The 20,903-nt window shown below is 65.7% G+C and carries 18 protein-coding genes and 1 riboswitch; of the genes, 8 read left to right on the plus strand and 10 right to left on the minus strand.

What is annotated here, in order from left to right; genetic code table 11:
• Nucleotides 1-19: 19 nt before the first annotated feature.
• The 7 genes from fliL to fliF form a co-directional block, all read right to left on the minus strand.
• Nucleotides 20-517 carry a flagellar basal body-associated protein FliL gene (fliL, locus tag B0G71_RS20125; protein WP_116143720.1) on the minus strand — a complete coding sequence of 166 codons (498 nt, stop codon included), beginning with the start codon at nt 515-517 and terminating at the stop codon, nt 20-22.
• Nucleotides 518-986: 469 nt separating this feature from the next.
• Nucleotides 987-2,474, minus strand: a complete 1,488-nt coding sequence (locus tag B0G71_RS20130; RefSeq protein WP_116143722.1) for a flagellar hook-length control protein FliK — start codon at nt 2,472-2,474, stop codon at nt 987-989.
• A gap of 70 nt (nt 2,475-2,544) precedes the next feature.
• Nucleotides 2,545-2,994 (minus strand): flagellar export protein FliJ, encoded by a 450-nt coding sequence (gene fliJ, locus B0G71_RS20135; protein ID WP_106284820.1) that lies wholly within the window; start codon nt 2,992-2,994, stop codon nt 2,545-2,547.
• Between the two features lie 2 nt (nt 2,995-2,996).
• A complete protein-coding gene (gene fliI / locus B0G71_RS20140; protein ID WP_116143724.1) occupies nt 2,997-4,646 on the minus strand; it encodes a flagellar protein export ATPase FliI in 1,650 nt (549 codons plus the stop codon).
• Nucleotides 4,640-5,323: a flagellar assembly protein FliH gene (gene fliH, locus B0G71_RS20145; protein WP_181916800.1), complete on the minus strand. Its 684-nt coding sequence runs from the start codon at nt 5,321-5,323 to the stop codon at nt 4,640-4,642. Before fliH ends, fliI begins: the two co-directional genes overlap by 7 nt.
• On the minus strand, nt 5,310-6,305 hold the full coding sequence (fliG, locus tag B0G71_RS20150; protein ID WP_007179928.1) for a flagellar motor switch protein FliG: 996 nt from the start codon (nt 6,303-6,305) through the stop codon (nt 5,310-5,312). Before fliG ends, fliH begins: the two co-directional genes overlap by 14 nt.
• Nucleotides 6,295-8,106 carry a flagellar basal-body MS-ring/collar protein FliF gene (gene fliF / locus B0G71_RS20155; RefSeq protein ID WP_116143728.1) on the minus strand — a complete coding sequence of 604 codons (1,812 nt, stop codon included), beginning with the start codon at nt 8,104-8,106 and terminating at the stop codon, nt 6,295-6,297. Before fliF ends, fliG begins: the two co-directional genes overlap by 11 nt.
• Before the next feature lie 235 nt (nt 8,107-8,341).
• Here fliF and fliE point away from each other — a divergent pair, with 235 nt between their 5' ends.
• From fliE to B0G71_RS20180, 5 genes are all read left to right on the plus strand, one after another.
• The gene (gene fliE, locus B0G71_RS20160; RefSeq protein ID WP_106284823.1) at nt 8,342-8,677 is read left to right on the plus strand and encodes a flagellar hook-basal body complex protein FliE; all 336 of its coding nucleotides are present in this window, start codon (nt 8,342-8,344) and stop codon (nt 8,675-8,677) included.
• Between the two features lie 216 nt (nt 8,678-8,893).
• A complete protein-coding gene (gene fliS, locus B0G71_RS20165) occupies nt 8,894-9,328 on the plus strand; it encodes a flagellar export chaperone FliS (RefSeq protein WP_106284824.1) in 435 nt (144 codons plus the stop codon).
• Nucleotides 9,325-9,651 carry a flagellar protein FliT gene (locus B0G71_RS20170; protein ID WP_106284825.1) on the plus strand — a complete coding sequence of 109 codons (327 nt, stop codon included), beginning with the start codon at nt 9,325-9,327 and terminating at the stop codon, nt 9,649-9,651. The genes fliS and B0G71_RS20170 overlap by 4 nt, the downstream gene beginning before the upstream one ends.
• 91 nt (nt 9,652-9,742) lie before the next feature.
• Nucleotides 9,743-11,185 (plus strand): flagellar hook-length control protein FliK, encoded by a 1,443-nt coding sequence (locus B0G71_RS20175; RefSeq protein WP_116143730.1) that lies wholly within the window; start codon nt 9,743-9,745, stop codon nt 11,183-11,185.
• Nucleotides 11,185-11,544, plus strand: a complete 360-nt coding sequence (locus tag B0G71_RS20180) for an EscU/YscU/HrcU family type III secretion system export apparatus switch protein (RefSeq protein WP_116143732.1) — start codon at nt 11,185-11,187, stop codon at nt 11,542-11,544. The genes B0G71_RS20175 and B0G71_RS20180 overlap by 1 nt, the downstream gene beginning before the upstream one ends.
• Before the next feature lie 3 nt (nt 11,545-11,547).
• Here B0G71_RS20180 and B0G71_RS20185 read toward each other — a convergent pair whose 3' ends face one another.
• Both B0G71_RS20185 and B0G71_RS20190 read right to left on the minus strand, forming a co-directional pair.
• A complete protein-coding gene (locus B0G71_RS20185; protein ID WP_116143734.1) occupies nt 11,548-12,966 on the minus strand; it encodes a coniferyl aldehyde dehydrogenase in 1,419 nt (472 codons plus the stop codon).
• 103 nt (nt 12,967-13,069) lie between these two features.
• Nucleotides 13,070-14,755: an isovaleryl-CoA dehydrogenase gene (locus B0G71_RS20190; protein WP_116143736.1), complete on the minus strand. Its 1,686-nt coding sequence runs from the start codon at nt 14,753-14,755 to the stop codon at nt 13,070-13,072.
• Between the two features lie 307 nt (nt 14,756-15,062).
• Here B0G71_RS20190 and B0G71_RS20195 point away from each other — a divergent pair, with 307 nt between their 5' ends.
• Both B0G71_RS20195 and B0G71_RS20200 read left to right on the plus strand, forming a co-directional pair.
• Entirely contained in the window at nt 15,063-16,694 is a 1,632-nt protein-coding gene (locus tag B0G71_RS20195; protein WP_116143738.1) for a GMC family oxidoreductase, read from the plus strand.
• Nucleotides 16,695-16,893: 199 nt separating this feature from the next.
• A complete protein-coding gene (locus tag B0G71_RS20200; protein ID WP_116143740.1) occupies nt 16,894-18,648 on the plus strand; it encodes an OmpA family protein in 1,755 nt (584 codons plus the stop codon).
• Between the two features lie 59 nt (nt 18,649-18,707).
• Here the strand turns inward: B0G71_RS20200 and B0G71_RS20205 are convergent, their stop codons facing one another.
• Entirely contained in the window at nt 18,708-19,670 is a 963-nt protein-coding gene (locus B0G71_RS20205; protein WP_116143742.1) for a LysR family transcriptional regulator, read from the minus strand.
• A gap of 178 nt (nt 19,671-19,848) precedes the next feature.
• Here B0G71_RS20205 and B0G71_RS20210 point away from each other — a divergent pair, with 178 nt between their 5' ends.
• On the plus strand, nt 19,849-20,622 hold the full coding sequence (locus B0G71_RS20210; protein ID WP_116143744.1) for a glycosyltransferase family A protein: 774 nt from the start codon (nt 19,849-19,851) through the stop codon (nt 20,620-20,622).
• Nucleotides 20,623-20,751: 129 nt separating this feature from the next.
• Nucleotides 20,752-20,887: riboswitch (S-adenosyl-L-homocysteine riboswitch) on the plus strand.
• Nucleotides 20,888-20,903: the final 16 nt, after the last annotated feature.

A 20,903-nucleotide genomic window follows, 5' to 3' on the forward strand; every position in this document is an offset into this window, starting at 1 on the left:
ATTAACGTCACGACCGGCGTCACTGCACGACGAATTCGGTGAACAGCACGTCCTGGACATGGATCGGCGCGGCGCCCTTGTCGGTCGGTTGCTCGATCAGCGTGCGCAGTTCCGTGGCGAGGGCGCGCTTGCCTTCGAGCGGCGCGAGTTCGTCAGGGTGCTTGTTCGAGAGTGCGAGCAGGATGCGGCTGCGCACTTCGGGCATGTGGTCTGTCAGCTCTTGCTGGGTTTTTGCGTCGGCGAGTTTTAGTGTCAGGCCGATGCGCAGGAAATGTTGCTGGCCGTCGTCTGATTGCAGGTTCACGGTCATTGATTCCAGCGGGAAGAATAGCGGTGCTGGAGGCGGCGGTGCTGCTTCAGCCGACGCTGCTGTCGGGGTGCGCTTCGACATGAAGAACCAGACGCCCGCGCCTGCTGCGCCCGCGGCAATGATCGCAATCAGCACGATCAGGATGATGCGCTTCATCGGGCCGGGGGATGCCGGCGCGGCTTGTTGAGGTGCGGTCGTGGTTGCCATGAGGTTTGCTTTTCCTGCCGTTAGTGCTGGTGATGGTAATTGTTGTTGATTTGGTCGCGGCGCGATGGGTCGAAAAGAAGGGGGATTGCGGGTTATCTCTTGTTTTTGCTTTCCTGGCCTTTCCTTGAATTCTTTGTGGTCTATTAGCGTTGCCCCTGTGCGGGGCGGCACCTACTTTCTTTGCCGCGGCAAAGAAAGTAGGCAAAGAAAGCCGCTTCACACCGCTAGCTCATAAGCGGGACCCTCGCGCAGTCCCGCCAGCGGCGCATCTGGAATCCGTGCTCTCGCACACTCGCCGTGAGTGACAAGGCAGTCATTCTTCCGGCGGCGCTTCGCGCGCCGTCGCGGTATTTGTCCGCCGCTAGACGCAATCGGCGCCCTCTGGAGGGCGCCGATCTCAAATCGTCTGCAAATCAAGGTGCCGCTTGTGCGCGCCGGGCGCGGCGACGCCGCTGACTTGGCGTGAAGATCACGCGAATGTGTCGACCAGGCCTACCGTGCGGCGCACCGGGACGTTTACCGTCGTGTCGATCGCGTCCGTGCTGCCGCCGCCACCGAATGATCCGCTCGCGCCGCTCGAGCGGCCGCCGGAACGGCCGGTGTCGGCGTTCTGCTGCTGGCCGCTCTGGCGCGCAAAGCCGTCGCTGACGCTCGCGCTTCCCAAGCCGATGCCGTTGGATTCCATCGCCTCGCGTAATTTCGGCAGCGCGGCTTCGACAGCTTCGCGCACGGACTGGTGCTGCGATACGAACAACGCATGTGCATGGTTATCGGCAACCTGCAAGACAACCTGTAGCGGCCCCAGATCCTTCGGGTTCAACGTCAACTCGGCACTCTGTGAATGCGCATTCGATAAGAACACCACCTTCTGACTCAACGCGTCTTCCCAGTCGGTCGTGCCGACCTGCGGTGACAATGTATTCGCCGCCTCCGCCGCGCCGGCGTTGCCCGTGGTCTGGACGGCCGCCGTCGTGCTCGCTGCGCTCGCCGCGGCCTGCGAGGCGGCTAGCGCCGCTGTTGCGGCATCCGTTGCGCTCTTGAAGGACGCCAGATCGCCGGCTTGCGTGCTTCCGGCTGCCGTCGCTGTCAATGTGTCGACCGCCGCTTTTGCCGCAGCGGATGGGTCGGCTATGGTCGTCGCCGTCGTCATGGCAGTTTTCGATGCGGTCGAGCCCTTGCCGTCGCCGAACAGCCCGGCTGCCAAGGCCTTGCCGTCGGCGGTTTCCTTCAGCCCTGCGTTCGTGCCGGCCAAGCCGTTTGCCGAGGTCGCGGCGTTCGCGGCCGCGCCGCTCGCCAATGCTTGCGCGGGAACGCCCTGGCCGTTCGCCAACGCGGCCAACGCCGCCTGCAACGCGTCTTGCAATGACTTTGGATCGGTGGCGGCGGTTTTCTTGCCCGGCGTGCCGCCAGTCGTGGCGTCGGTGGTCGTGCCAGGCTGCGCGGTCGCAGCATCGGTCAGGGCCGTAGCCGGGTCGGTTATTGACGGCGCATTGGCACTGTTTGCGTCGGCCTGAGCTTGGGCCTGTGCCTGAGCCTGGGCTTGAGCGGCAGCCGCTGCCGCCGCGGTGCCCGCGTCGGTCTGGCTCGTCGTGTTGCCGGTTTTCGTCGGCGTGGCGTTCGTCTTGTCGGTCGAAGCCTGTTGCGTGTTGCCCGACGAAGCCGCGGACGATGCCGAGTTCGTCGGCGTGCCGGTGTCCATGCTGCTGGCGTCGTCCGCGCTCTTCGGCGCGGGGTCGGCCGGCGGCGGCGCGTCGTGTACGCTCGACGACGACGATCCAGAAGACGCCGCGGCCTGCTGCTGGCTTGCGCTCAGTGCAGCCGCGCTGTTCTGCTGGTCGATGCTCTGCTGCAAGGTTTGGGAGAACGGTTTGGCATTCGCCGCAGCGGCCATGGCCGCGCTGGTCGACGTGCTGCTGGCGGAGCCGAGCAGCGAGCCAATCTGAGAAAGAAGCGACATAGGGAATCCTGTCAATCGGTCAAACGAGGTGTTCAGTCAATCGAGACGGCGCCCGTGCGCCTGATGCACGTCAGGCGCCTTCGGCGCGCATCCTTAGAATCCGGGCGGCGTGTTCGTCGGCGTCGCGCTGATCGCGCCGCGCCGTGGTTTTGGCTTCGGCTGCTTCGCCGCGCGCCTGCAGCACTTCGTACGAGCCGAGCTTCTGCTTCTGACGCTGCCAGTCGGGCTTGGCGGCCTCGACGCGCGCATTGGCCGTCACCAGCAGGTTGCGCTGCTGCTCGATGGCGGCGTCGAGCGTGTCGATGAATGCCTGGAAATTGCGCATGTTGCCCGCAGGCATGCCGGTCTGGGCCGTTGCCGTGAAGCGCGCGTGATATTCGTCGCGGTACTGGACGAGCGCGTCGAGCTGCGACTGCACGTCGTTGCGCTCGCGTTGCGCGCGACCCAGACGTTGCGCGGCGGCATCCACATCGTCCTGCGCAAGGCCGATAAGTGTCTTGATCGGAAAGTGTTTCGCCATCGTCAGCCTCCTTGGGCAAACAGCGCGTCCAGCATCTCGAGACTCGGTTCAAAGTTCGCGCACTCGCGAAAACCTTGCTGCAAAAATGCTTCCATCCGCGGATACAGCGCGATGGCGCGGTCGAGCAGCGCGTCGCGCCCGCTCGAATACGCGCCGACGTTGATCAGATCGCGGTTGCGCTGGTAGCGCGACAGCATCTGCTTGAACATACGCGTCTTGTCCAGATGGTTATCGTCGATCAGCGCGGTCATTGCCCGGCTAATCGACGCTTCGATGTCGATGGCCGGATAGTGACCGGCTTCAGCCAGCGAGCGCGACAGCACGATGTGGCCGTCCAGAATCGCCCGCGCGGAGTCGGCGATCGGGTCCTGCTGGTCGTCGCCTTCAGTCAGCACCGTATAGAACGCGGTGATCGAGCCGCCGCCCGCCGGGCCGTTGCCGGTCCGCTCGACGAGCGCCGGCAGCTTGGCGAACACCGAAGGCGGATAACCCTTGGTGGCCGGCGGCTCGCCCACGGCGAGCGCGATCTCGCGCTGCGCCATTGCGTAACGGGTCAGCGAATCCATCAGCAGCAGCACGTGCTTGCCCTGGTCGCGGAAATATTCGGCGAGCGAGGTCGAATACGATGCGGCCTGCATGCGCAGCAGCGGCGAGACGTCGGCCGGCGCGGCGATCACCACGGAGCGCGCCAGGCCTTCCTCGCCGAGAATCTGTTCGATGAATTCCTTCACTTCGCGGCCGCGTTCGCCGATCAGGCCGATCACGATCACTTCGGCGCTGGTGTAGCGCGCCATCGTGCCGAGCAGGACCGATTTACCGACGCCCGAACCGGCGAACAGCCCCATGCGCTGGCCACGGCCCACGGTCAGCAACGCGTTGATGGCGCGCACGCCGACGTCGAGCACCTTGTGAATCGGCTCGCGGTTCAGCGGATTGATGACCGGCGCGGACAGCGGGGCGTCGGCGTGCGAGCCGAGCGGGCCGAGTCCGTCGAGCGGACGGCCGGACGCATCCAGCACGCGGCCGAGCAATTCCCAACCGACCGGGAGGCGCTTGGCGCCCGCCATCGGATCGGCGATCGGCGCGCTTTCGAGCGGAAAAACGCGCGCGCCGGGGAGGAGGCCGATCACTTCGGTGGTCGGCATCAGAAACAGCTTGTCGCCGGAGAAGCCGACCACTTCGGCTTCGGCCATCGGCAGCGAGCTGCCTTGCGGCAGCTCGATCATCACTTCGGCGCCCACGGAGAGGCGCAGGCCCACGGCTTCGAGCACGAGGCCGGCGGCGCGCGTGAGACGTCCGCAGGCGCGCATCGGCTTGGCGATCGCGTTGCGTGCGCGCAACGCGTCGAGGCGGCCGCGCCACGCTTGCATGTGCGGATTGCTGTCGAGCGCGGGGTCGTAAGGCGGGTGAGCGATCGCGGCGGAAGCGGGGCTCGCGGAGGCGGCAACGCGGCTCGCTGCGGCGCCCGTAGTCGGATGGGCATGCGCCGGATCGCGCAAGGCGGCTTCAATTGCCGCGACCGCAGCGGCAGCGGGCGTCACCGCCGCCGGTTCTTCCGCGAGCGCTTCAGCGCCGAACGACGCCAGCGCCAGTTCACGTTCTAGCGGCGTCAGGTCGCTGGCGCGGATTTCTTCGAGCGTCGGCTTCACCATGTGCTCACCTTGCCGAGGGCGGCAGCCACGCGCTCCCAGCGGGTGTCGATGCCGGCGTCCACTTCGCCGGTGTTGGCTTGCGCGCGGCAGCCGCCGCGCTCCACCGCCGGGTCGGTACGCACGGTCCAGCCGCGCGTTTGCAGTTCTTCCATCAGATAGGCTTCGACCACCGGCAGATCGGCGGGACTGACGATCAAGGCCGGCGCGCCGACCAGCGTAGGCTCGGCGGCCAGCACCTCACGCGCGGCGGCGATCAGTGCGGTCGGATCGTGCTGTACATGCTGGCGCACCACCTGTTGCGCGATGTCGAGTGCGAGCGCGACCAGCGTCTCCGAAATCGCACTTTGAGCGCCGTCGAGCGCTGCCTTGAAGGTTTCGGCCAGCGCCGCGAGCCGCGCGGCTTCTTCGCGCGCTTCGCTCTGGCCTTGCTCGAAACCCTGCGCGTGGCCTTGGTCGTAACCGGCCTGATAGCCAAGCGCCTGACCGGCCACGTGGCCGGACGCGATGCCCTGCGCATGAGCGGCGTCCCGCAGGCGTTCGAGTTCGGCTTCGAACGCGCCGTCGTCGACTTCGGGTTCGGGCGGTGCCGGCGGCACCGGATCGAACGAGGCCATCTCCCAGCGCTGGTAGGCCGAGAGGCGTTCCTTCGCTGCGGAGTTCTGATCAGACATATGCATCTTCGGCCTTGCCGCCTAGAACGATCTGGCCGCCTTCGGCCAGGTTGCGCACGATCTGCAGGATGCGGCGTTGCTGCGTCTCGACTTCGGAGACGCGCACCGGACCGCGCGCGTCGAGGTCTTCGGCGAGCAGTTCGGCCGCACGCTGCGACATGTTCGACAGGAACTTCTGGCGCAGCGCGGGCGGCGCGCCCTTCAGCGAGATGATCAACGCCTCGGACTCGACTTCCTTCAGCAACAGCTGGATCGCGCGGTCTTCCAGATCGAGCAGGTTCTCGAACACAAACATCTGATCAATGATCTTCTGCGCAAGTTCCGCGTCGTACTGACGAACGTTCTCGATAACGCCTTCTTCATGGTTGCTCGACATGAAGTTGAGGATTTCCGCCGCGGTGCGGATGCCGCCCATCGGGCTGCGCTTGAGGTTGTCGCTGCCGGACAGGAGGCCGGTCAGCACATCGTCGAGTTCGCGCAGCGCGGCCGGCTGGATGCCGTCGAGCGTCGCGATCCGCAGCAGCACGTCATTGCGCAGCCGTTCCGTGAAGCAGGCGACGATTTCCGACGCCTGATCGCGGTCCAGGTGAACGAGAATCGTCGCGATGATCTGCGGATGCTCGTTCTTGATGAGTTCGGCGACCGCCGCGGAATCCATCCACTTCAGGCCTTCGATACCGCTGGTATCGCTGCCTTGCAGAATGCGGTCGATGATCGCGCCGGCCTTGTCGTCGCCGAGCGCCTTGGTCAGCACCGACCGGATGTACTCGTTCGAATCCAGCGACATGCCGGTGTGCTGCTCGGCCTCGCGCACGAACTCCTGCAGGACTTCGTCGACCTGCTCGCGGGTCACGCTCTTCAGTGCGGCCATCGCGACGCCGATCTTCTGGACTTCACGCGGCCCGAGGAACTTGAACACCTGCGCGGCTTCCTCCTCGCCGATCGACATCAGCAGGAGCGCGCTCTTCATTACGCCTTCAGCGCTCATCGGACACCCAATTTTTCACGACGGTTGCAACGATCTTCGGATCCTGGCGCGCGATGTTGCGCGCGAATTCCAGGTTCCGCTCATATTTGTGCTTGGAGCTTTCGAGCGCGAGCAGTTCGCTGTCGGTTTCCAGTTCGGCGACGTTGCTGCTGGTGCCATTTGCGCCCATGCGCTCGGCGGCGGGAATGCCGTCCAGCAGGATCGGTTCGTCCGGCGACGCCAGCGCCGCGACGGCGGCCGGCTCCGGCGGCGGGAAGGCGCGGCGCAGCGCCGGCTTCACCATCACGAAGTAGAGGAACAGGGCGACCGCGCCGATGCCGAGGTAAGTCGCGATCTGCTTGGCGAGCGCAATCATGTCCGGCGTGCGCCACCACGGCAAGTCGGCGTTCGGATCGACTTCGGTACTGAACGGGCTGTTGACCACGTTGACCGAGTCGCCGCGTGCCTGGTCGAAGCCCATCGCGTCCTTCACGAGCTGATTGACCTGCGCGAGCTTGTCGGCGGTGACCGGCTGCATCGTGGCGTGGCCCTTGGCGTCGACCACACGCAGATAGTTCACCACCACCGCCACCGACAGACGCTTGATGCCGCCCATCGGTTGTTCGAGGTGGCGCACTGTCTTGTCGAGTTCGTAGTTGGTGGTCGAGTCCTTGCGATCGCTGACCGGCGTGGTCGTCACACCGCTCGCGCCGTTGGGCGCGTTGATCGGCGCCGACGCGGGCTGCGGCGGCTGGTTCGACAGCGCGCCCGGCACGCCCGAGGCCGCGCCTTGCGACATTTCCGTGGCGGTGCTCGATTGCTGGCTGCGGATCGCCGCCTGTTGCGGGTTGCCGTTCGGGCCGTAGTTTTCCGAGGTCTGCTCGCTGTGCGAGAAATCGATATCGGCGCTGACCTGTGAATGCGCGTTGCCCGAGCCGAACAGGGGCGCCAGGATCGCGTCGATGCGCTGCTGGGTGCTGCGCTCGATCTGCTGGCGATACTTCAGTTGCGAGGCGTCGAGCCCGCTGCCGGTGGACGGTTGCGTCAACAGGTTGCCGTCCTGATCGAGGATGGTCACGCCCTTCACCGGCATATCCGGCACCGCCGACGACACCATGTGCGTGATCGCCATCACCTGGCCTTCGTCGAGCGCGCGGCCAGGGTAGAGGTTCACCAGCACGGAGGCGGACGGCGCTTCCTTGTCGCGCACGAACACGGAAGGCTTCGGAATCGCCAGATGCACGCGCGCCGACTTCACCGACGAAATCGATTCGATCGTGCGCTCCAGTTCGCCTTCCAGCGCGCGCTGATAGTTGATCTGCTCGGCGAACTGGCTGATGCCGAACTTCTGGTTGTCCATCAGTTCGAAGCCGACCGAGCCGCTCTTGGGCAAGCCTTGCGAGGCCAGACGCAGACGCATTTCATGCACCTGTTCGGCCGGCACGAGGATCGCGCCGCCGGCGTCGGAGAACTTGTAGGGGATGTTGGCGGCCTGGAGCGCGGTGATGATGGCGCCGCCGTCGCGGTCCGACAGGTTGCTGTACAGCACCTTGTAGTCCGGCGCCCGCGACCACAGGAACAGCCCCGCCACCACGGCGACCAGCAGCGCCACCGCGAATATCAGCGGAGCGCGCGGGTTGCCGCGCATTTGCGCGAGGCCTGACAGGCGCTGACCGAAGTTGCCGCCGAGGTTGCTCCCCAGGCCGCCGAGGTCTGCTGCGCCGCCGGCCTGGCCGGCACCGGCCGCGCCGGCGCCAGGCTGCGCGCCAGCGAGGCCCATGCGGGCGTCGGGGTTGATCAAAGAGTTGGCTGACGAATCCATGCGTCGGGTTTCTCCGGGATGCCTTTTGCGTTCTGCCCGCTACCGCACCGAGGGTCGGCGGGCGCACGGACAGAGACTTTCACCCTTGAAATTATCCGCAGCGCGGCCCAACCCGATTGCTTGAATAGAGCCGGGTTTCCCCCCTAGTTTCGGGGCTTTCCCGTATGGCCCGCTGCTATGCTTTCATCCAGATCGGTACGGTTTGGCATGCCGGTCGTCCTTCCCTGGAGAAAACATGACTTTCCCCGTGAACGCGCTTTCGTCGGCGCTGCAACAGATGCAGTCGATGGCGGCGCAAGCGGCCGGCGGCAGTAATTCGGTCGCTGACACGTCGGGCGCGGCGACGCCCACCGGTTTTGCGTCGGCACTGAAAGCCTCGCTGGATAAGATCAGCGGCGATCAGACCAAGGCGGTCGGTGAATCGCAGGCGTTCGAGCTCGGCTCGTCGAACGTGTCGCTGAACGACGTGATGGTCGACATGCAAAAGGCCAACGTGGGCTTCCAGTTCGGTCTGCAGGTGCGCAACAAGCTGGTGTCCGCCTATAACGACATCATGCAGATGTCCGTGTGAACGCGAGTCGGGCGGCAACGCTGATCCGGCCGCCCGAACGCGTGCGAACCGTGTGCCCGGCGCGGGCTGTGGCGTTTGGCCCCTTAATCCTCCTTACACTGGCCTAAAGCTTTCCCGCTGCCTATCCGATAACCAGGTACAGGCAAAAATCGGGTGCCGCAACGTGCCCGGATGGGGTGCCACGACCAACCGCAGTGCAAGACAGGAGGAGCGCCGATGTTTTCCCCAGGACACTCTGGAGCCAATGCGTACGCACGCGTCGGCGTCGAGACAGGGGTGATGGGCGCGAGTCCGCATCGTCTGATCGTGATGCTGTATCAGGGCGCAAGGCAAGCGATCGCGCAGGCGCGCATGCATTTGCAGCAGGGCAATGTGTCGGCGCGCGGAGAGGCGGTCGGCAAGGCGATTCAGATCGTCGAAAGCGGGCTGCAGCAGTCGCTCAACCTCGAGGCGGGCGGTGAGATTGCGGAGCGGTTGAACGCGCTGTATAGCTATATGTCGCGCCGGCTGCTCGAAGCCAACATAAAACAAAGCGAGGCGATGCTGGTCGAGGTGGATGGTCTTCTGGCCACACTCGAAGAGGCATGGATCGGGATTGCCCCGGAGATCGCGCGGATGGCAGCCCAGCCCGCCGCGGAAAGCATGAGATGACATCGAACGCAGAATACTTCGCCCGTTACGAGGCGATTGCAGCGATTTCCTGCCGCATGCTGATAGCTGCCCGGCGCGCGCTGTGGAACGATCTGGTCCACCTGCAGGAGGAATACCGCCATCTGGTCGAGGCGTTGAGCGACGCGGAAACGGGCGTGAAGCTCGACGAAGCGGAGCGTCTGCGCAAATACGCGCTGATCCGTCAGATACTCGCCGACGACGCCGCGATCCGCGATCTGGCGAATCCGCGCATGGCCAATCTGTCCGCGCTGTTCGCCGGACGGCCGACACGCGTGCTCAAGGAACTGTACGGCGCGCGCTGAGTTGCGCCGCGCGCGTTCAGAGGCGCCTCTATTTATCCGGCTGACTGACTTTATTTGAGCGCGACGCCGCCAATGTGACCAAGGAATCGGCATGAACGGGATCGACACGACTGTCGCTTCGGTGCTCGCGAGCCGGATCGATAGTCTGCTCAATATCGCGCCGGGCAGTGCGGCCGCTTCACAGGCCGGCACGGCGGGCGTCGAAACCGCGCCGACCATGCCGGCGCTCATTGAGACGCCCGCGCCGCAGCCCTCCGCCCAAACCGCGCTGTCCGCCGTCGCGCTCACGCTCAATGCGATCGTGCGCTCGGGCGGCGAGGCGACGCCCGCCGTGATCGGCCAGACGCCGATCTGGCCGGCCGCGCCCGCGCTCGATGTGGAAATAGGCGGGTTGCCGCTGTTCGCTACGTCTTCTGCTGCAACGGCTGCCACGGCATCCGCCGACAATCCGAATGCCGCGGCCACCGCGGCCAGCGACAATGTCGCGGCGGCACAGCTGCCGGTCGCGGCGCTTGCGGCCGCGCTTGAACAGACCGTCGGCGATAGCGGACTCTTTTATGAAGCGCATCTCGCGCAATGGCTGGCGGGCCAGCGTTCGCCTGCTTCGCTCGCCGGCGAGGCGCAAAACAAACTCGTCGCGGCTGCCGCGCAACTGCCGCTCGACTGGGCGAACGACAGCGGCGAAACGTCGCCCGCCAATCCGTCCGCCCGGCAGGGCACGGGTGCGGCGCCGAAAGGGTTCTCGAACGGTGGCGCGCAAGACGCGGGCGCCACCGCTCGCGGGATGACGTCGATCCCCAACGCGCAAACCGCGCGTTTTGTGGCCGGCGAGGTGCTGGCCAGTTCCCTGTCCGATCTGAATGGCCAGCCCGCGCACGCGAGCCTGCACGGCGCGACCGCGCAAACCGTCGACGGTGGCGCTTCGCAGAATGCACAGTCGATGGCCGCCGCGGTTCATCCCGCGACGGTGCCGTTGGTGCGTCAGCAGCTCGACCTGCTCGCGACCGGGCAGTTTCGCTGGACCGGCGAAGCATGGCCGGGCGCTAAGCTCGACTGGACCATCGAGCAGGAAGGCGACGAATGGGACCGCAGCGGCGGCGGCACGGCAAGCGAGGACGACCAGCCGTGGCGCACCCGCCTGACGCTATCGCTGCCGACGCTCGGTACAGTCGATGCGGAATTGACGCTGACCGGCACGCGACTCGTCGCGCGCGTGCAGGCGAGTCCCGGCGGCGCCGCGCGGCTTGCGATGCAGGGCGAGAGCTTTCGCCAGCGGCTCGCGGCGGCGGGCATCCAGCTAAATGGCTTGACGATTCGCGAGATCGGCGGCGGCGCGCCCGCCACCGCCGCGAATGGCGCGGGCGCGGCAGCCGCTCAGGCGGCGGCGTCGGCGTATGCGCGGTCGGCTTCGGCGGCCAGTCCGGCCGATGCGGGCAGTGCAAACAGCGCGGCCGGCCCGGCAACGAACCGCACCGCGGGCGGACGCCGTCGCACCGCGGCCACGCCCCTCGACGATTTCGATTGGGACATGTGATGAGCCGCAAACATCGCCGCAGCGCGGCCGCGCTCGTCTACGACGCCCAAGGCAGTGATCCGGCACCGCGCGTGATCGCCAAAGGCTACGGCATGCTGGCCGAGATGATCGTGCAGCGGGCCAAGGAAGCCGGCCTGTACGTGCATGAAGCGCCCGAAATGGTCTCCCTGCTGATGCAGGTGGATCTCGACGCGCGCATTCCGCCGCAGCTTTATCAGGCAGTGGCGGAAATGCTCGCGTGGCTGCATCGGCTGGAAAGCGGCGCCGAGAATGAGCCGCCGGCAGCCCCGAGCACCGACGCGCCGGATGTCATCGACGTGGTGGCCACCGAAATCGAAGGCGGCCCGGCGACGCGCTGAGCGTCAGAACCGCATCATCAGTTTGAGCAGCGCGTTGACCCGTTTGCCGTACGGCGGCGAAATCCATCCGCGGGCGTTCAGACGCGCCTGCGTCAGCACCGGCTTCATCTTCGAGAACGTCACGAAACCTTCGTAGCCGTGATACGCGCCCATGCCGCTCGCGCCGACCCCGCCGAACGGCAGACTCTCGCACGCTAGATGCATCAGCGTCTCGTTGATCGCCATGCCGCCGGCGATGGTTTCGTGCGTCACGCGTTCGATGGTGGCGGCGTCGTCGGCGTACAGATATAGCGCGAGCGGACGCGGCCGGGCGTTGATCCACGCGATCGCGTCGTCGAGCGTGTCGTAGGACACGATAGGCAGCAGCGGCCCGAAGATTTCCTCCTGCATCAGCGCGCATTCGTCCGGCGCGTTGGTGACGGCGATCAGCGGGAAGCGGCGGCTCGTTGCATCGGGCGAACTGTTGGTGAGCGAGTGCAGTTGCGCGCCGGCGGCCTGGGCTTCGTCGGCGAGACGCTCCAGCCGCGCGAAGTGGCGCGCCGAAATGATCGACGTGTAATCCGGATTGCCGGCGAAGTTCGGGTACATCTTCGCCATCCGCGCGCGTGCCCGTTCGACGAACGCCTGCTCCTTGCCGCGCGGCACCAGCACGTAGTCCGGCGCGACACAGGTTTGCCCCGCGTTGAGCGTCTTGCCGGCGACCAGGTTGTCCACCGCGTTGTCGAAACGCGCATGCGCGCCGATGATGGCGGGCGACTTGCCGCCCAGTTCGAGCGTGACCGGCGTCAGATGCTCGGCGGCGGCTCGCATCACCTCGTGACCGACCTTGGTCGAGCCGGTGAACAGCAGGTGGTCGAAGGGCTGCGCGCTGAACGCGGCGGCCAGCGCGGCGTCGCCGTTCACCACCGCGACGTGATCGCGCGCGAAGGTTTGTCCGATCAACTGTTCGAACAGCGCCGAGGTGCGAGGCGTCAGTTCGGACATCTTGATGATCGCGCGATTGCCGGCAGTCAGCGCGCTGACAAGCGGTCCCACTGCGAGCAGCACCGGATAATTCCACGGCACGATGATGCCGACCACCCCGAGCGGCTGCGGCACGACCTTCGCTCGCGCGGGCAGCAGCCATTTGTTGGTGCTGCGTCGTTGCGATCTCATCCAGCGCTTGCCGTGTCTAAGCGCGCCGTCGATTTCCTCCTTCACCAGCAGGAATTCGGCGAGCAACACTTCCTGTTTCGAGCGATTGCCGAAGTCGGCGTTCATCGCCTCGGCGAGCGCGTCGCGATTGTCGAGCATGACTTTGCGCAGCGTTTTCAGATGCGCGGCGCGCGTCTCCCACGACGGATACGGCGCGCGCAGATAAGCGTGGCGCTGGTCGCGCAGCAGCGCTTCGAGCGCGGCGACCTCCGGCAGATCGTTTTTCATGTGTGTCCACCCCCTGATGGATTTGCGCGTCGAATCGCGCTTTTATTGGATGTGCTTCCGCAGCCTCTGCTTCGCGGCGTGTTGCAAGCGTGCGTGTTTAACGTCAGGCAGGAAATGCCCGTTCGATGATCGCCGCGTGATCGAACGTGGCCGGCAGCGTGCCGTACACGCGGCCGCTTTCGCCGCAGCCATCGGCGAGGCGCGTGGCAATAAACGCCTCGGCCACTTCGCCAGGCGCGTGTTTGAGCAGCAAGGTGGCCTGCGCGATCAGCACGACTTGCTGCGCGATCCGCCGCGCTGAAGCTTCGCGATGCTCGGCCGGTCCGTTGAGCGTGGCGGCGAGTTTGCCGAGTGCGGCGCTCAATGCCGGATGCGCTTGCGCGTCCGCTTGCCACGCGGCGAACAGCGCCTGCGCCGCTTCCGGCTCGCGCTCCATCGCGCGTAACACGTCGAGGCACATGACGTTGCCGGAACCTTCCCAGATCGAATTCACCGGCGCTTCGCGGTAGAAGCGCGCCATCGGACCGGTCTCGACGTAGCCATTGCCGCCCCAGACTTCCATCGCCTCGCCGGTGAATTCCAGCGCGCGCTTGCAGACCCAGTATTTCGCCGCGGGCGTGACGATACGGCGCCACGCGCGCTCGGCAAGCGAAGTGGAAGCGGCGTCGGTGGACTCCTCGAACGCGCGCGCGAGACGCATGAACAGCACCGTCGCCGCTTCCGATTCCAGAGCCAGATCGGCGAGCACGTTGCGCATCAGCGGCTGATCGGCGAGATGGCGGCCGAACGCACTGCGATGACGCGCGTGGTGAATTGCCTGCACGAGCGCCGCGCGCATCAGCGCCGCACTGCCGATCACGCAATCGAGCCGCGTGTAATTCGCCATTTCGATGATGGTCGGCACGCCGCGTCCCTCGTCGCCGATCATGATGCCGAACGCGTCGAGGAATTCGACTTCGCTGCTCGCATTCGAGCGATTGCCGAGCTTGTCTTTCAGACGCTGGATCTGCACATTGTTCTTGCGGCCGTCCGGCGCGAAGCGTGGGACGTAGAAGCACGACAGGCCTTCGTGTTCGTCGGTGCGGCCGAGCACGAGATGCGCATCGCACTGCGGCGCGGAGAAAAACCATTTGTGGCCGACGAGCCGGTAGGCGCCGCCGCAGCCGCTGCCGGCGGTGGCGTAGGCGCGCGTCTGATTGCTGCGCACGTCCGACCCGCCCTGTTTTTCGGTCATGCCCATGCCGATCATCGCGGAGGTTTTCTGCTTGAGCGGCAGATCGCGCGAATCGTGCTCGCGCGCGTAGAGCTTGTCGCGCAGCGTCGCGAATAGCGCGGGTTCGCGTTGCAACACGGGGATGCTCGCGAAGGTCATCGTCAGCGGGCAGAGCGAACCGGATTCGATTTGCGCATGCAGGAAGTAACCGGCGCAGCGCGCCACCATCGCGCCGCGTTGCGGATCGGAAAATGGCAGCGCGTGCAGGCCTTCGCGGCGCAGCAGCGAGAGCAGCGTGTGCCACGAAGGATGAAACTCCAGCGCGTCGATGCGCTCGCCGCGCGGACTGTGCGTGAAAAGCTCGGGCTCGTGACGGTTGGCCAGTTCGGCGAGCGCGAGCGTCTCGGGCGTGGTGAGCGCCGCGCCGTGCCGCAGCAATGCACCGCGATGCCAACCGGCGCCGTCACGTTCGAGGGCGGCGGACAACGCGGCGTCGCTGGAAAAGAGGTTGTAGTCCGCCAGCGGCGCGACCTGATTGGTCACCTCGTGAGTCTGGCCGAAGCTGTGCTTTTCCATCTGCTGTCTCCGTTCAACGCATGCTCGCCGGCGTCGGCCGGCAGCGCGCTGTTTGATCGCCGCGTGTCATGCCGCGCGCTGAGAGGACGGCGCGTGCAACGCCGCGTTTGAATGCTGGGCGCAGCCGCCCGGCGGGCGTTAGCGCGTCTTTCATCATAGGGGCGCGGCGGCCCTTCCGTTTAGAGGAATCGCTCTGCCGTAGAGGCGCCGCACCGTCCGAAGGCTCCCTACAATGCCGATGAAACACACGTAGACAAGTGTGCACGAGACAGGGCGTGCGAGCAACGCGGCCCATCAGGAGGAGCGGATGCAATACGACTACATCATCGTCGGTGCAGGCTCGGGCGGCTGCGCGCTGGCGAGCCGTCTCGCGGATAGCTGCCCGGACGCGACGATCGCCCTGATCGAAGCGGGCCCGCACACGGACCGCAATCTGTTGGTCAATATGCCGGTCGGCGTGGCGGCGGTGGTGCCGCACAAACTCAAGACCAATTACGGTTATCTGACCACGCCGCAACCTGGGCTCGGCGGACGGCAAGGGTATCAGCCGCGCGGGCGCGGCTTCGGCGGATCGAGTGCGATCAACGCGATGATTTACACGCGCGGCCATCCGCTCGATTACGACGAGTGGGCGGAACTGGGCTGCGAAGGCTGGTCGTGGGCGGAGGTGCTGCCGTATTTCCGCCGCGCCGAAGGCAACCAGCGCGGCGCCGATGCATGGCATGGCGACAGCGGCCCGCTGACCGTCGCCGATCTGCGCTATCAAAATCCGTTTTCGCGGCGCTTCGTGCAGGCAGCGATGGAAGCCGGCCACAAGCCGAATGCCGACTTCAACGGCGCCGATCAGGAAGGGATCGGCTTCTACCAGGTGACGCAGCGCGACGGACGCCGCTGCAGCGTCGCGCACGCCTATATCTACGACCGCGCGCGTCCCAATCTGCATACGATCGCCGACGCGACGGCGCTGCGCGTCACTTTCAACGGCAAGCGCGCGAGCGGCGTGGAGATCGTGCGCGGCGGCCGCACGGAAACGCTCGAGGCAGGCGGGGAAGTGGTGCTTGCCGCAGGCGCATTCAATTCGCCGCAACTGCTGATGTGCTCGGGGATCGGACCGGCTGCGCATCTGCAGTCGCTTGGCATTTCGGTGCTGCACGACGCGCCGGAGGTCGGCCAGAATCTGATCGACCACGTCGATTTCACCATCAACAAACGGGTTTCGTCGATCGAGCCGACCGGCTTTTCGATTCGCGGCATCGCGCGAATGCTGCCGCAGTTCGTCACGTTCATGCGGCACGGGCGTGGCATGCTGTCGAGCAATGTCGCGGAGGCGGGCGGTTTTCTGAAGAGCAAGCCGACGCTCGACCGGCCGGATCTGCAAATGCATTTCTGCGCGGCCATCGTCGACGATCACAACCGTCACATGCACTGGGGTCACGGATATTCGCTGCACGTGTGCGTGTTGCGGCCGCACAGCCGCGGCACCGTGACGCTCGCGAGCGCAGATGCGCGCACCGCGCCGGTGATCGACCCGCGTTTCTTCAGCGACCCGCGCGATCTCGATCTATTGGTGGACGGCGCGCGGATGGCGCGGCGTATTCTCGACGCGCCCTCGATTGCGTTGCACGGCGGCAGCGAGTTGTACACGCACCCTGGCCAGTCGGACGAGGAGTTGCGTCGCACGATCGCCGAGCATGCCGACACGATCTATCACCCGGTTGCCACGTGCCGGATGGGCGGCGACGCGCGCTCGGTGGTCGATCCGCAGTTGCGGGTGCGCGGCGTCACGGGGCTGCGGATCGTCGACGCTTCGGTGATGCCGACGCTGATCGGCGGCAACACCAATGCGCCGACGGTGATGATCGGCGAGCGTGCGGCGGATCTGATCGCGGCGGCCCGTTGCGAGCCGCAAGCGGAGTTGCAGATGGCGCCGATCAGTTGAGCTGGCATGGCGGCGAAGGCCGCCTGTGCGCTCGGCGAGATGTCAGATTTTGCCGCCAAATATAAGACAACTTGAGCGAACGTCTGCCAATTCGTCATAAATTGTGTTGTTTCGTTTATGAGATTTCCCGAAACCTATAATCGCGCCGCAAAAAGGAGCGCGTCAGGTGACGCGTTCGGGAACTCAAGGAAGCGAAGCGATGAGCATCAACGCAATTCAATTGATTCAGTCCGCCATGACGGACGGTGTGGTGCGGCAGCTAGCGGGGCGCCTGGGGCTACCGGCGGACGCGACTCAAAAGGTGCTGTCCGTCGCGGCGCCGACGCTTGTCGCCGGTCTGATGCAAAAGGGTGCGACGCTCGACGGTGCGCGTTCGCTGTTCGCCACGATCCTCTCGCCGGAAGTGAACGGCCATATCGCCGAACAACTGCCGCATCTGATCGACAGCACGAATGGCTTGAGCCGACTGGAAATGACCGGGCGGCAGTTGCTCGAAAGAACACTGGACCGCCGCGTCGACGCGCTGAGCGACGAAGTCGCCTCGCAAACCGGCGTACCGGCGCACGCCACGCATGCCATGACGGGCATCGTCGGGGCAACGCTGCTTGGCTTGCTGAAGCGCCATTGTCTCGAAGGTCAGGGCAACGCCGGACAACTGCCTACGCTGCTGGGCCATCAGCTGCCGGTCATTGCACCTTATCTGAACGACCGCCTGATGGCCGCGCTCGGTCTGGGCGGCGTCGGCGCGTTTGCCGGCAACATTCTGGCGCAACTGAAGGCTGTTTCGTCACACATCGATCATCCGACGCCCGCGGCGAAGCCGGTCGCGGACGCCTTGTCGACCATTCACGTGCCCGCGGGCGCCGTGGTGCGCGAAGAACGCCGTTCGCACACGTGGCTGTGGTGGCTGCTCGCGGCAATCGCGGCGGTGCTGGCGTTTCTGTTTTTGCGTGGCTGCCAGAGTGAGCAGAACGCCAGCCGCGCCGCAGGGCACAACAGTTCCGAAGCAGCGGTTAGCGTGCAACCGGCTTCGGCGCCTGTTCAGGCGTCGGCCGCTGCGGCGGCCGCCAGCGACGTGGCGGCGTCGGCTCCCGCCGCCAGCGCCGCAGCGCCCGCCAGTTCGGCGAGCGACGCGCAGCAACCCGCCGCCGCACTCGCGCCGACTCAGGACAGCCAGCTCAGCTTCACCGTCGACTCAGCCGGCAAACCCACGCTGACCGCCACGGTGGGCAGCGAAGCTGAAAAGACGCTGCTGATCGATCAGCTGACGAAGCGTCTCGGTCAATACAACTTCGTGCCCAACATCACGGTCGATCCGGCCACGAAACCGGCCGACTGGCTGGCGCATTTCGACAGTCTGTTGCCGTTGCTTTCGCTGCCTGGCGCGGAAGTGAAAGTGGTCGGCACGCACATCGAACTGAGCGGCGCTGCCGCGGACAAGAAGCTCGGCTGGCTCGACAAGCTGAAGTCGCTGTTCGGCACGTCGTATCAGATCGGTTCGTTCGACGTCGCCCACGCCGTCGCCGATGCCAACGATAACTTCCGCAGCGCGATCAAGAACCTGCTCACGCCGGATAGCTCGTGCGCCGCAGCGGATGTGGTCAAGGTGCTGAACCTGCAGGTGATCAACTTCGCGAGCGCCAGCGCGCATGTACCGGCTTCGGCGGTGGATGATCTGAAGCAGTCGGCGCGCGTGCTGAACGCCTGCGCCGGCAACGGCAAGACTGCGCGTCTGGAAGTGGCGGGCTATTCGGACAACGTCGGCGGCGAAGGCGCGAATCTGCAATTGTCGAAGCAACGTGCCGAAGCGGTGCGCGCCTACCTCGTCAAGACAGGCGTGCCGGCTGATTCGCTGTTGGCGCAAGGCTATGGCCAAACGCGTCCGGTGGCGAGCAACGACACGGCGAGCGGCCGCTTTGCCAATCGCCGCATCGAGTTCGTCGCGCAGCAGTGATTGCGGGCTGAACCCATCGCGTAAGACATGCCGCCCGGTTTGCGCCGGGCGGCACTGCCTCACTCGGCGGGACGTGCCGTAAACGGTGTCGTGATACCGGTCACGCCGATACCCGGCCCGAGCATGAAATCGTCGGCGGCCTGGCCGGGCAGCGCTTCCCGCGCGACTTCGAGCCACGCGCGCGCGGCGTGTGACAGATAGCCGTCGCGACGCCAGCCGATCGCCATTTCCCATGGAATCTCCGGTTCCACCACCGGTCGGCAGGTGAATTGGGCGGGGTCGAGACGCCGGCAGTACGGCGCCGGCAACAGCGCAATGCCGACTCCGGCCAGCACCAGCGCCGCCATAAAATCCCAATGCCCGCTGCGTCCGACAATGGTCGGCGCAAAGCCGGCGGTGCGGCATGCGTTCAGGACGACATCGTTGAGAGCCAGACTTTCGCCGTAGAACACGAACGGCTCGTTGGCCAGTTGCGCGAGCGGCACCTCATGCAGCTCGTCCCAGCTCGAGCCCGTGCGTGCGACGAGCCACAGCAACTGACGCGTCATGGGCAGCACGTCGATATTTTCCGGGTCGACCGGCTGCAGCACGCCGCCTAATTCCAGTTCGCCGTTGATCAGCGCAGTTTCAATGGCGCGCGAACCCTGTTCGAACAGCTTGAGTTCGATTTTCGGATAGCGCTGGCGAAACATCGCGATGGCCGGCGTGAAGAGCGAGCCGCCCATGGGCGGAATGCCGATGGTGAGTTGGCCGCGGCCGAGCGTGTCGAGATCGTTCAGTTCAGCCTGCAGTTGCGCGTGCGCCGCCAGCACGTCCTGGCCGCGCTGATAGACGATCCGGCCGGCATCGGTCAGCACCATCTGGCGCCCGTCGCGCAGCAGCAGCGGCGAGCCGATTTCATCTTCCAGCGACTTGACCATTTTGCTGATGGTCGGCTGCGTGACGAACATCTGCTCGGCCGCGACGGTGAAACTCTGCTGACGCACCACTTCGACGAAATACCGCAGCGCACGTAGTTCCACGATCTTGAGCTCCAGAATTCCAAATTGGAATGATCCGGACGATTGTAAGTCAATATATTTATATTGCAGAGAGCGCCGCTGCGGGGACGCGGCCGCCAATTCAAGATACGCCCGGCGGCAAGCGGAATAACATCAATGGATTTTCAACCGCCGACCCGCCCATCACCCCCGGTTCATCATGACGCCTATTTCGATCATCATTCCCTGCTATAACGGCGCGGCGACGCTGGCGCGTGCTCTGCAAAGTTGCCAGACCCAGCCTGAGACCACGCAGATAATCGTGGTGGATGACGGCTCGGCCGACGCCTCCACGGACATCGTGGCGCAATGCGGCCGCGTCGACGCGCGCGTGGGGCTGTTGCCGATGCCGTACAACGGCGGGCCGGCCCGAGCGCGCAACTGGGGCGCGATGCACGCGTCGCACGACCTGATTGCGTTCCTCGATGCCGACGACGAATACCTGCCCGGCGCCCTCGCCGCGGCGAGCGCATTCCTCGCGGAAAATCCCACGCAAGTGTCCGTGCGGCTCGACGTCGAGTACGCGGATTTTCCGCGCGACCTCACGGCTCACCCTGACTTCGCCGCGCATGCCGCGACGCTTAGCAATACGGTGCCGAGTGGCCTGTTTATTCGCCGGGCGGCTTATCTCGCCCTCGGCGGCTTTCCAATGGACGATGCGTTTCGCCGGATCGGCGGCGAAGACGGCGCGTTTTCGTGGGCGTTGCGCGATATATTCGGCAACCCACGGTTGAGCGACGCGAAGCGCGTGCGCATGCATTACCACGCGGGCATTCACGCCGAACGTTACTTTCGCGTCGCGCTCGGATTGCAGATTCCGGATCCCGCCGATGTCGCCGAAGCGTTCCGCGTTTCCAGGCAGTTTCTCGAGACCGCGCGCGCCGGCATCGCGCAATTGCGCGCGGCGAATTTGACGGCCGGGGCCGCCGCCTGACAGGCCGCGCGACGTCTGCGAGGCGTCCATAACGGCGCTCGCGCACTCGCTCGAAGCGCGAGAAACTCGCGTCGCCTGAAAACCGGATCCACGCCCCGAAGCCATCTCGTTTTGCTACAATCGCCGTTCGTCTTCGAGGAGCGTTGCGACGGGTACCGCGAATCAGCTATTCGCCGGCCGCCCGCCAGGCTCGGAGACTTCAATCGGAGGGCTCGGATGCGCATTGCGCTTTCCTCGCCACCGCATCGAACCGCGCTCACGTCAAATTTCTAGTCACTACT

Origin of the sequence: Paraburkholderia sp. BL27I4N3 (assembly GCF_003386115.1) — a bacterium.
Classification (GTDB): domain Bacteria; phylum Pseudomonadota; class Gammaproteobacteria; order Burkholderiales; family Burkholderiaceae; genus Paraburkholderia.

Bases quoted from the DNA above. Each gene is read 5' to 3' on its own strand.
- fliL (WP_116143720.1), bottom strand. From the start codon at position 517: ATGGCAACCACGACCGCACCTCAACAAGCCGCGCCGGCATCCCCCGGC.
- B0G71_RS20130 (WP_116143722.1), bottom strand. From the start codon at position 2,474: ATGTCGCTTCTTTCTCAGATTGGCTCGCTGCTCGGCTCCGCCAGCAGC.
- fliJ (WP_106284820.1), bottom strand. From the start codon at position 2,994: ATGGCGAAACACTTTCCGATCAAGACACTTATCGGCCTTGCGCAGGAC.
- fliI (WP_116143724.1), bottom strand. From the start codon at position 4,646: ATGGTGAAGCCGACGCTCGAAGAAATCCGCGCCAGCGACCTGACGCCG.
- fliH (WP_181916800.1), bottom strand. From the start codon at position 5,323: ATGCATATGTCTGATCAGAACTCCGCAGCGAAGGAACGCCTCTCGGCC.
- fliG (WP_007179928.1), bottom strand. From the start codon at position 6,305: ATGAGCGCTGAAGGCGTAATGAAGAGCGCGCTCCTGCTGATGTCGATC.
- fliF (WP_116143728.1), bottom strand. From the start codon at position 8,106: ATGGATTCGTCAGCCAACTCTTTGATCAACCCCGACGCCCGCATGGGC.
- fliE (WP_106284823.1), top strand. From the start codon at position 8,342: ATGACTTTCCCCGTGAACGCGCTTTCGTCGGCGCTGCAACAGATGCAG.
- fliS (WP_106284824.1), top strand. From the start codon at position 8,894: ATGTTTTCCCCAGGACACTCTGGAGCCAATGCGTACGCACGCGTCGGC.
- B0G71_RS20170 (WP_106284825.1), top strand. From the start codon at position 9,325: ATGACATCGAACGCAGAATACTTCGCCCGTTACGAGGCGATTGCAGCG.
- B0G71_RS20175 (WP_116143730.1), top strand. From the start codon at position 9,743: ATGAACGGGATCGACACGACTGTCGCTTCGGTGCTCGCGAGCCGGATC.
- B0G71_RS20180 (WP_116143732.1), top strand. From the start codon at position 11,185: ATGAGCCGCAAACATCGCCGCAGCGCGGCCGCGCTCGTCTACGACGCC.
- B0G71_RS20185 (WP_116143734.1), bottom strand. From the start codon at position 12,966: ATGAAAAACGATCTGCCGGAGGTCGCCGCGCTCGAAGCGCTGCTGCGC.
- B0G71_RS20190 (WP_116143736.1), bottom strand. From the start codon at position 14,755: ATGGAAAAGCACAGCTTCGGCCAGACTCACGAGGTGACCAATCAGGTC.
- B0G71_RS20195 (WP_116143738.1), top strand. From the start codon at position 15,063: ATGCAATACGACTACATCATCGTCGGTGCAGGCTCGGGCGGCTGCGCG.
- B0G71_RS20200 (WP_116143740.1), top strand. From the start codon at position 16,894: ATGAGCATCAACGCAATTCAATTGATTCAGTCCGCCATGACGGACGGT.
- B0G71_RS20210 (WP_116143744.1), top strand. From the start codon at position 19,849: ATGACGCCTATTTCGATCATCATTCCCTGCTATAACGGCGCGGCGACG.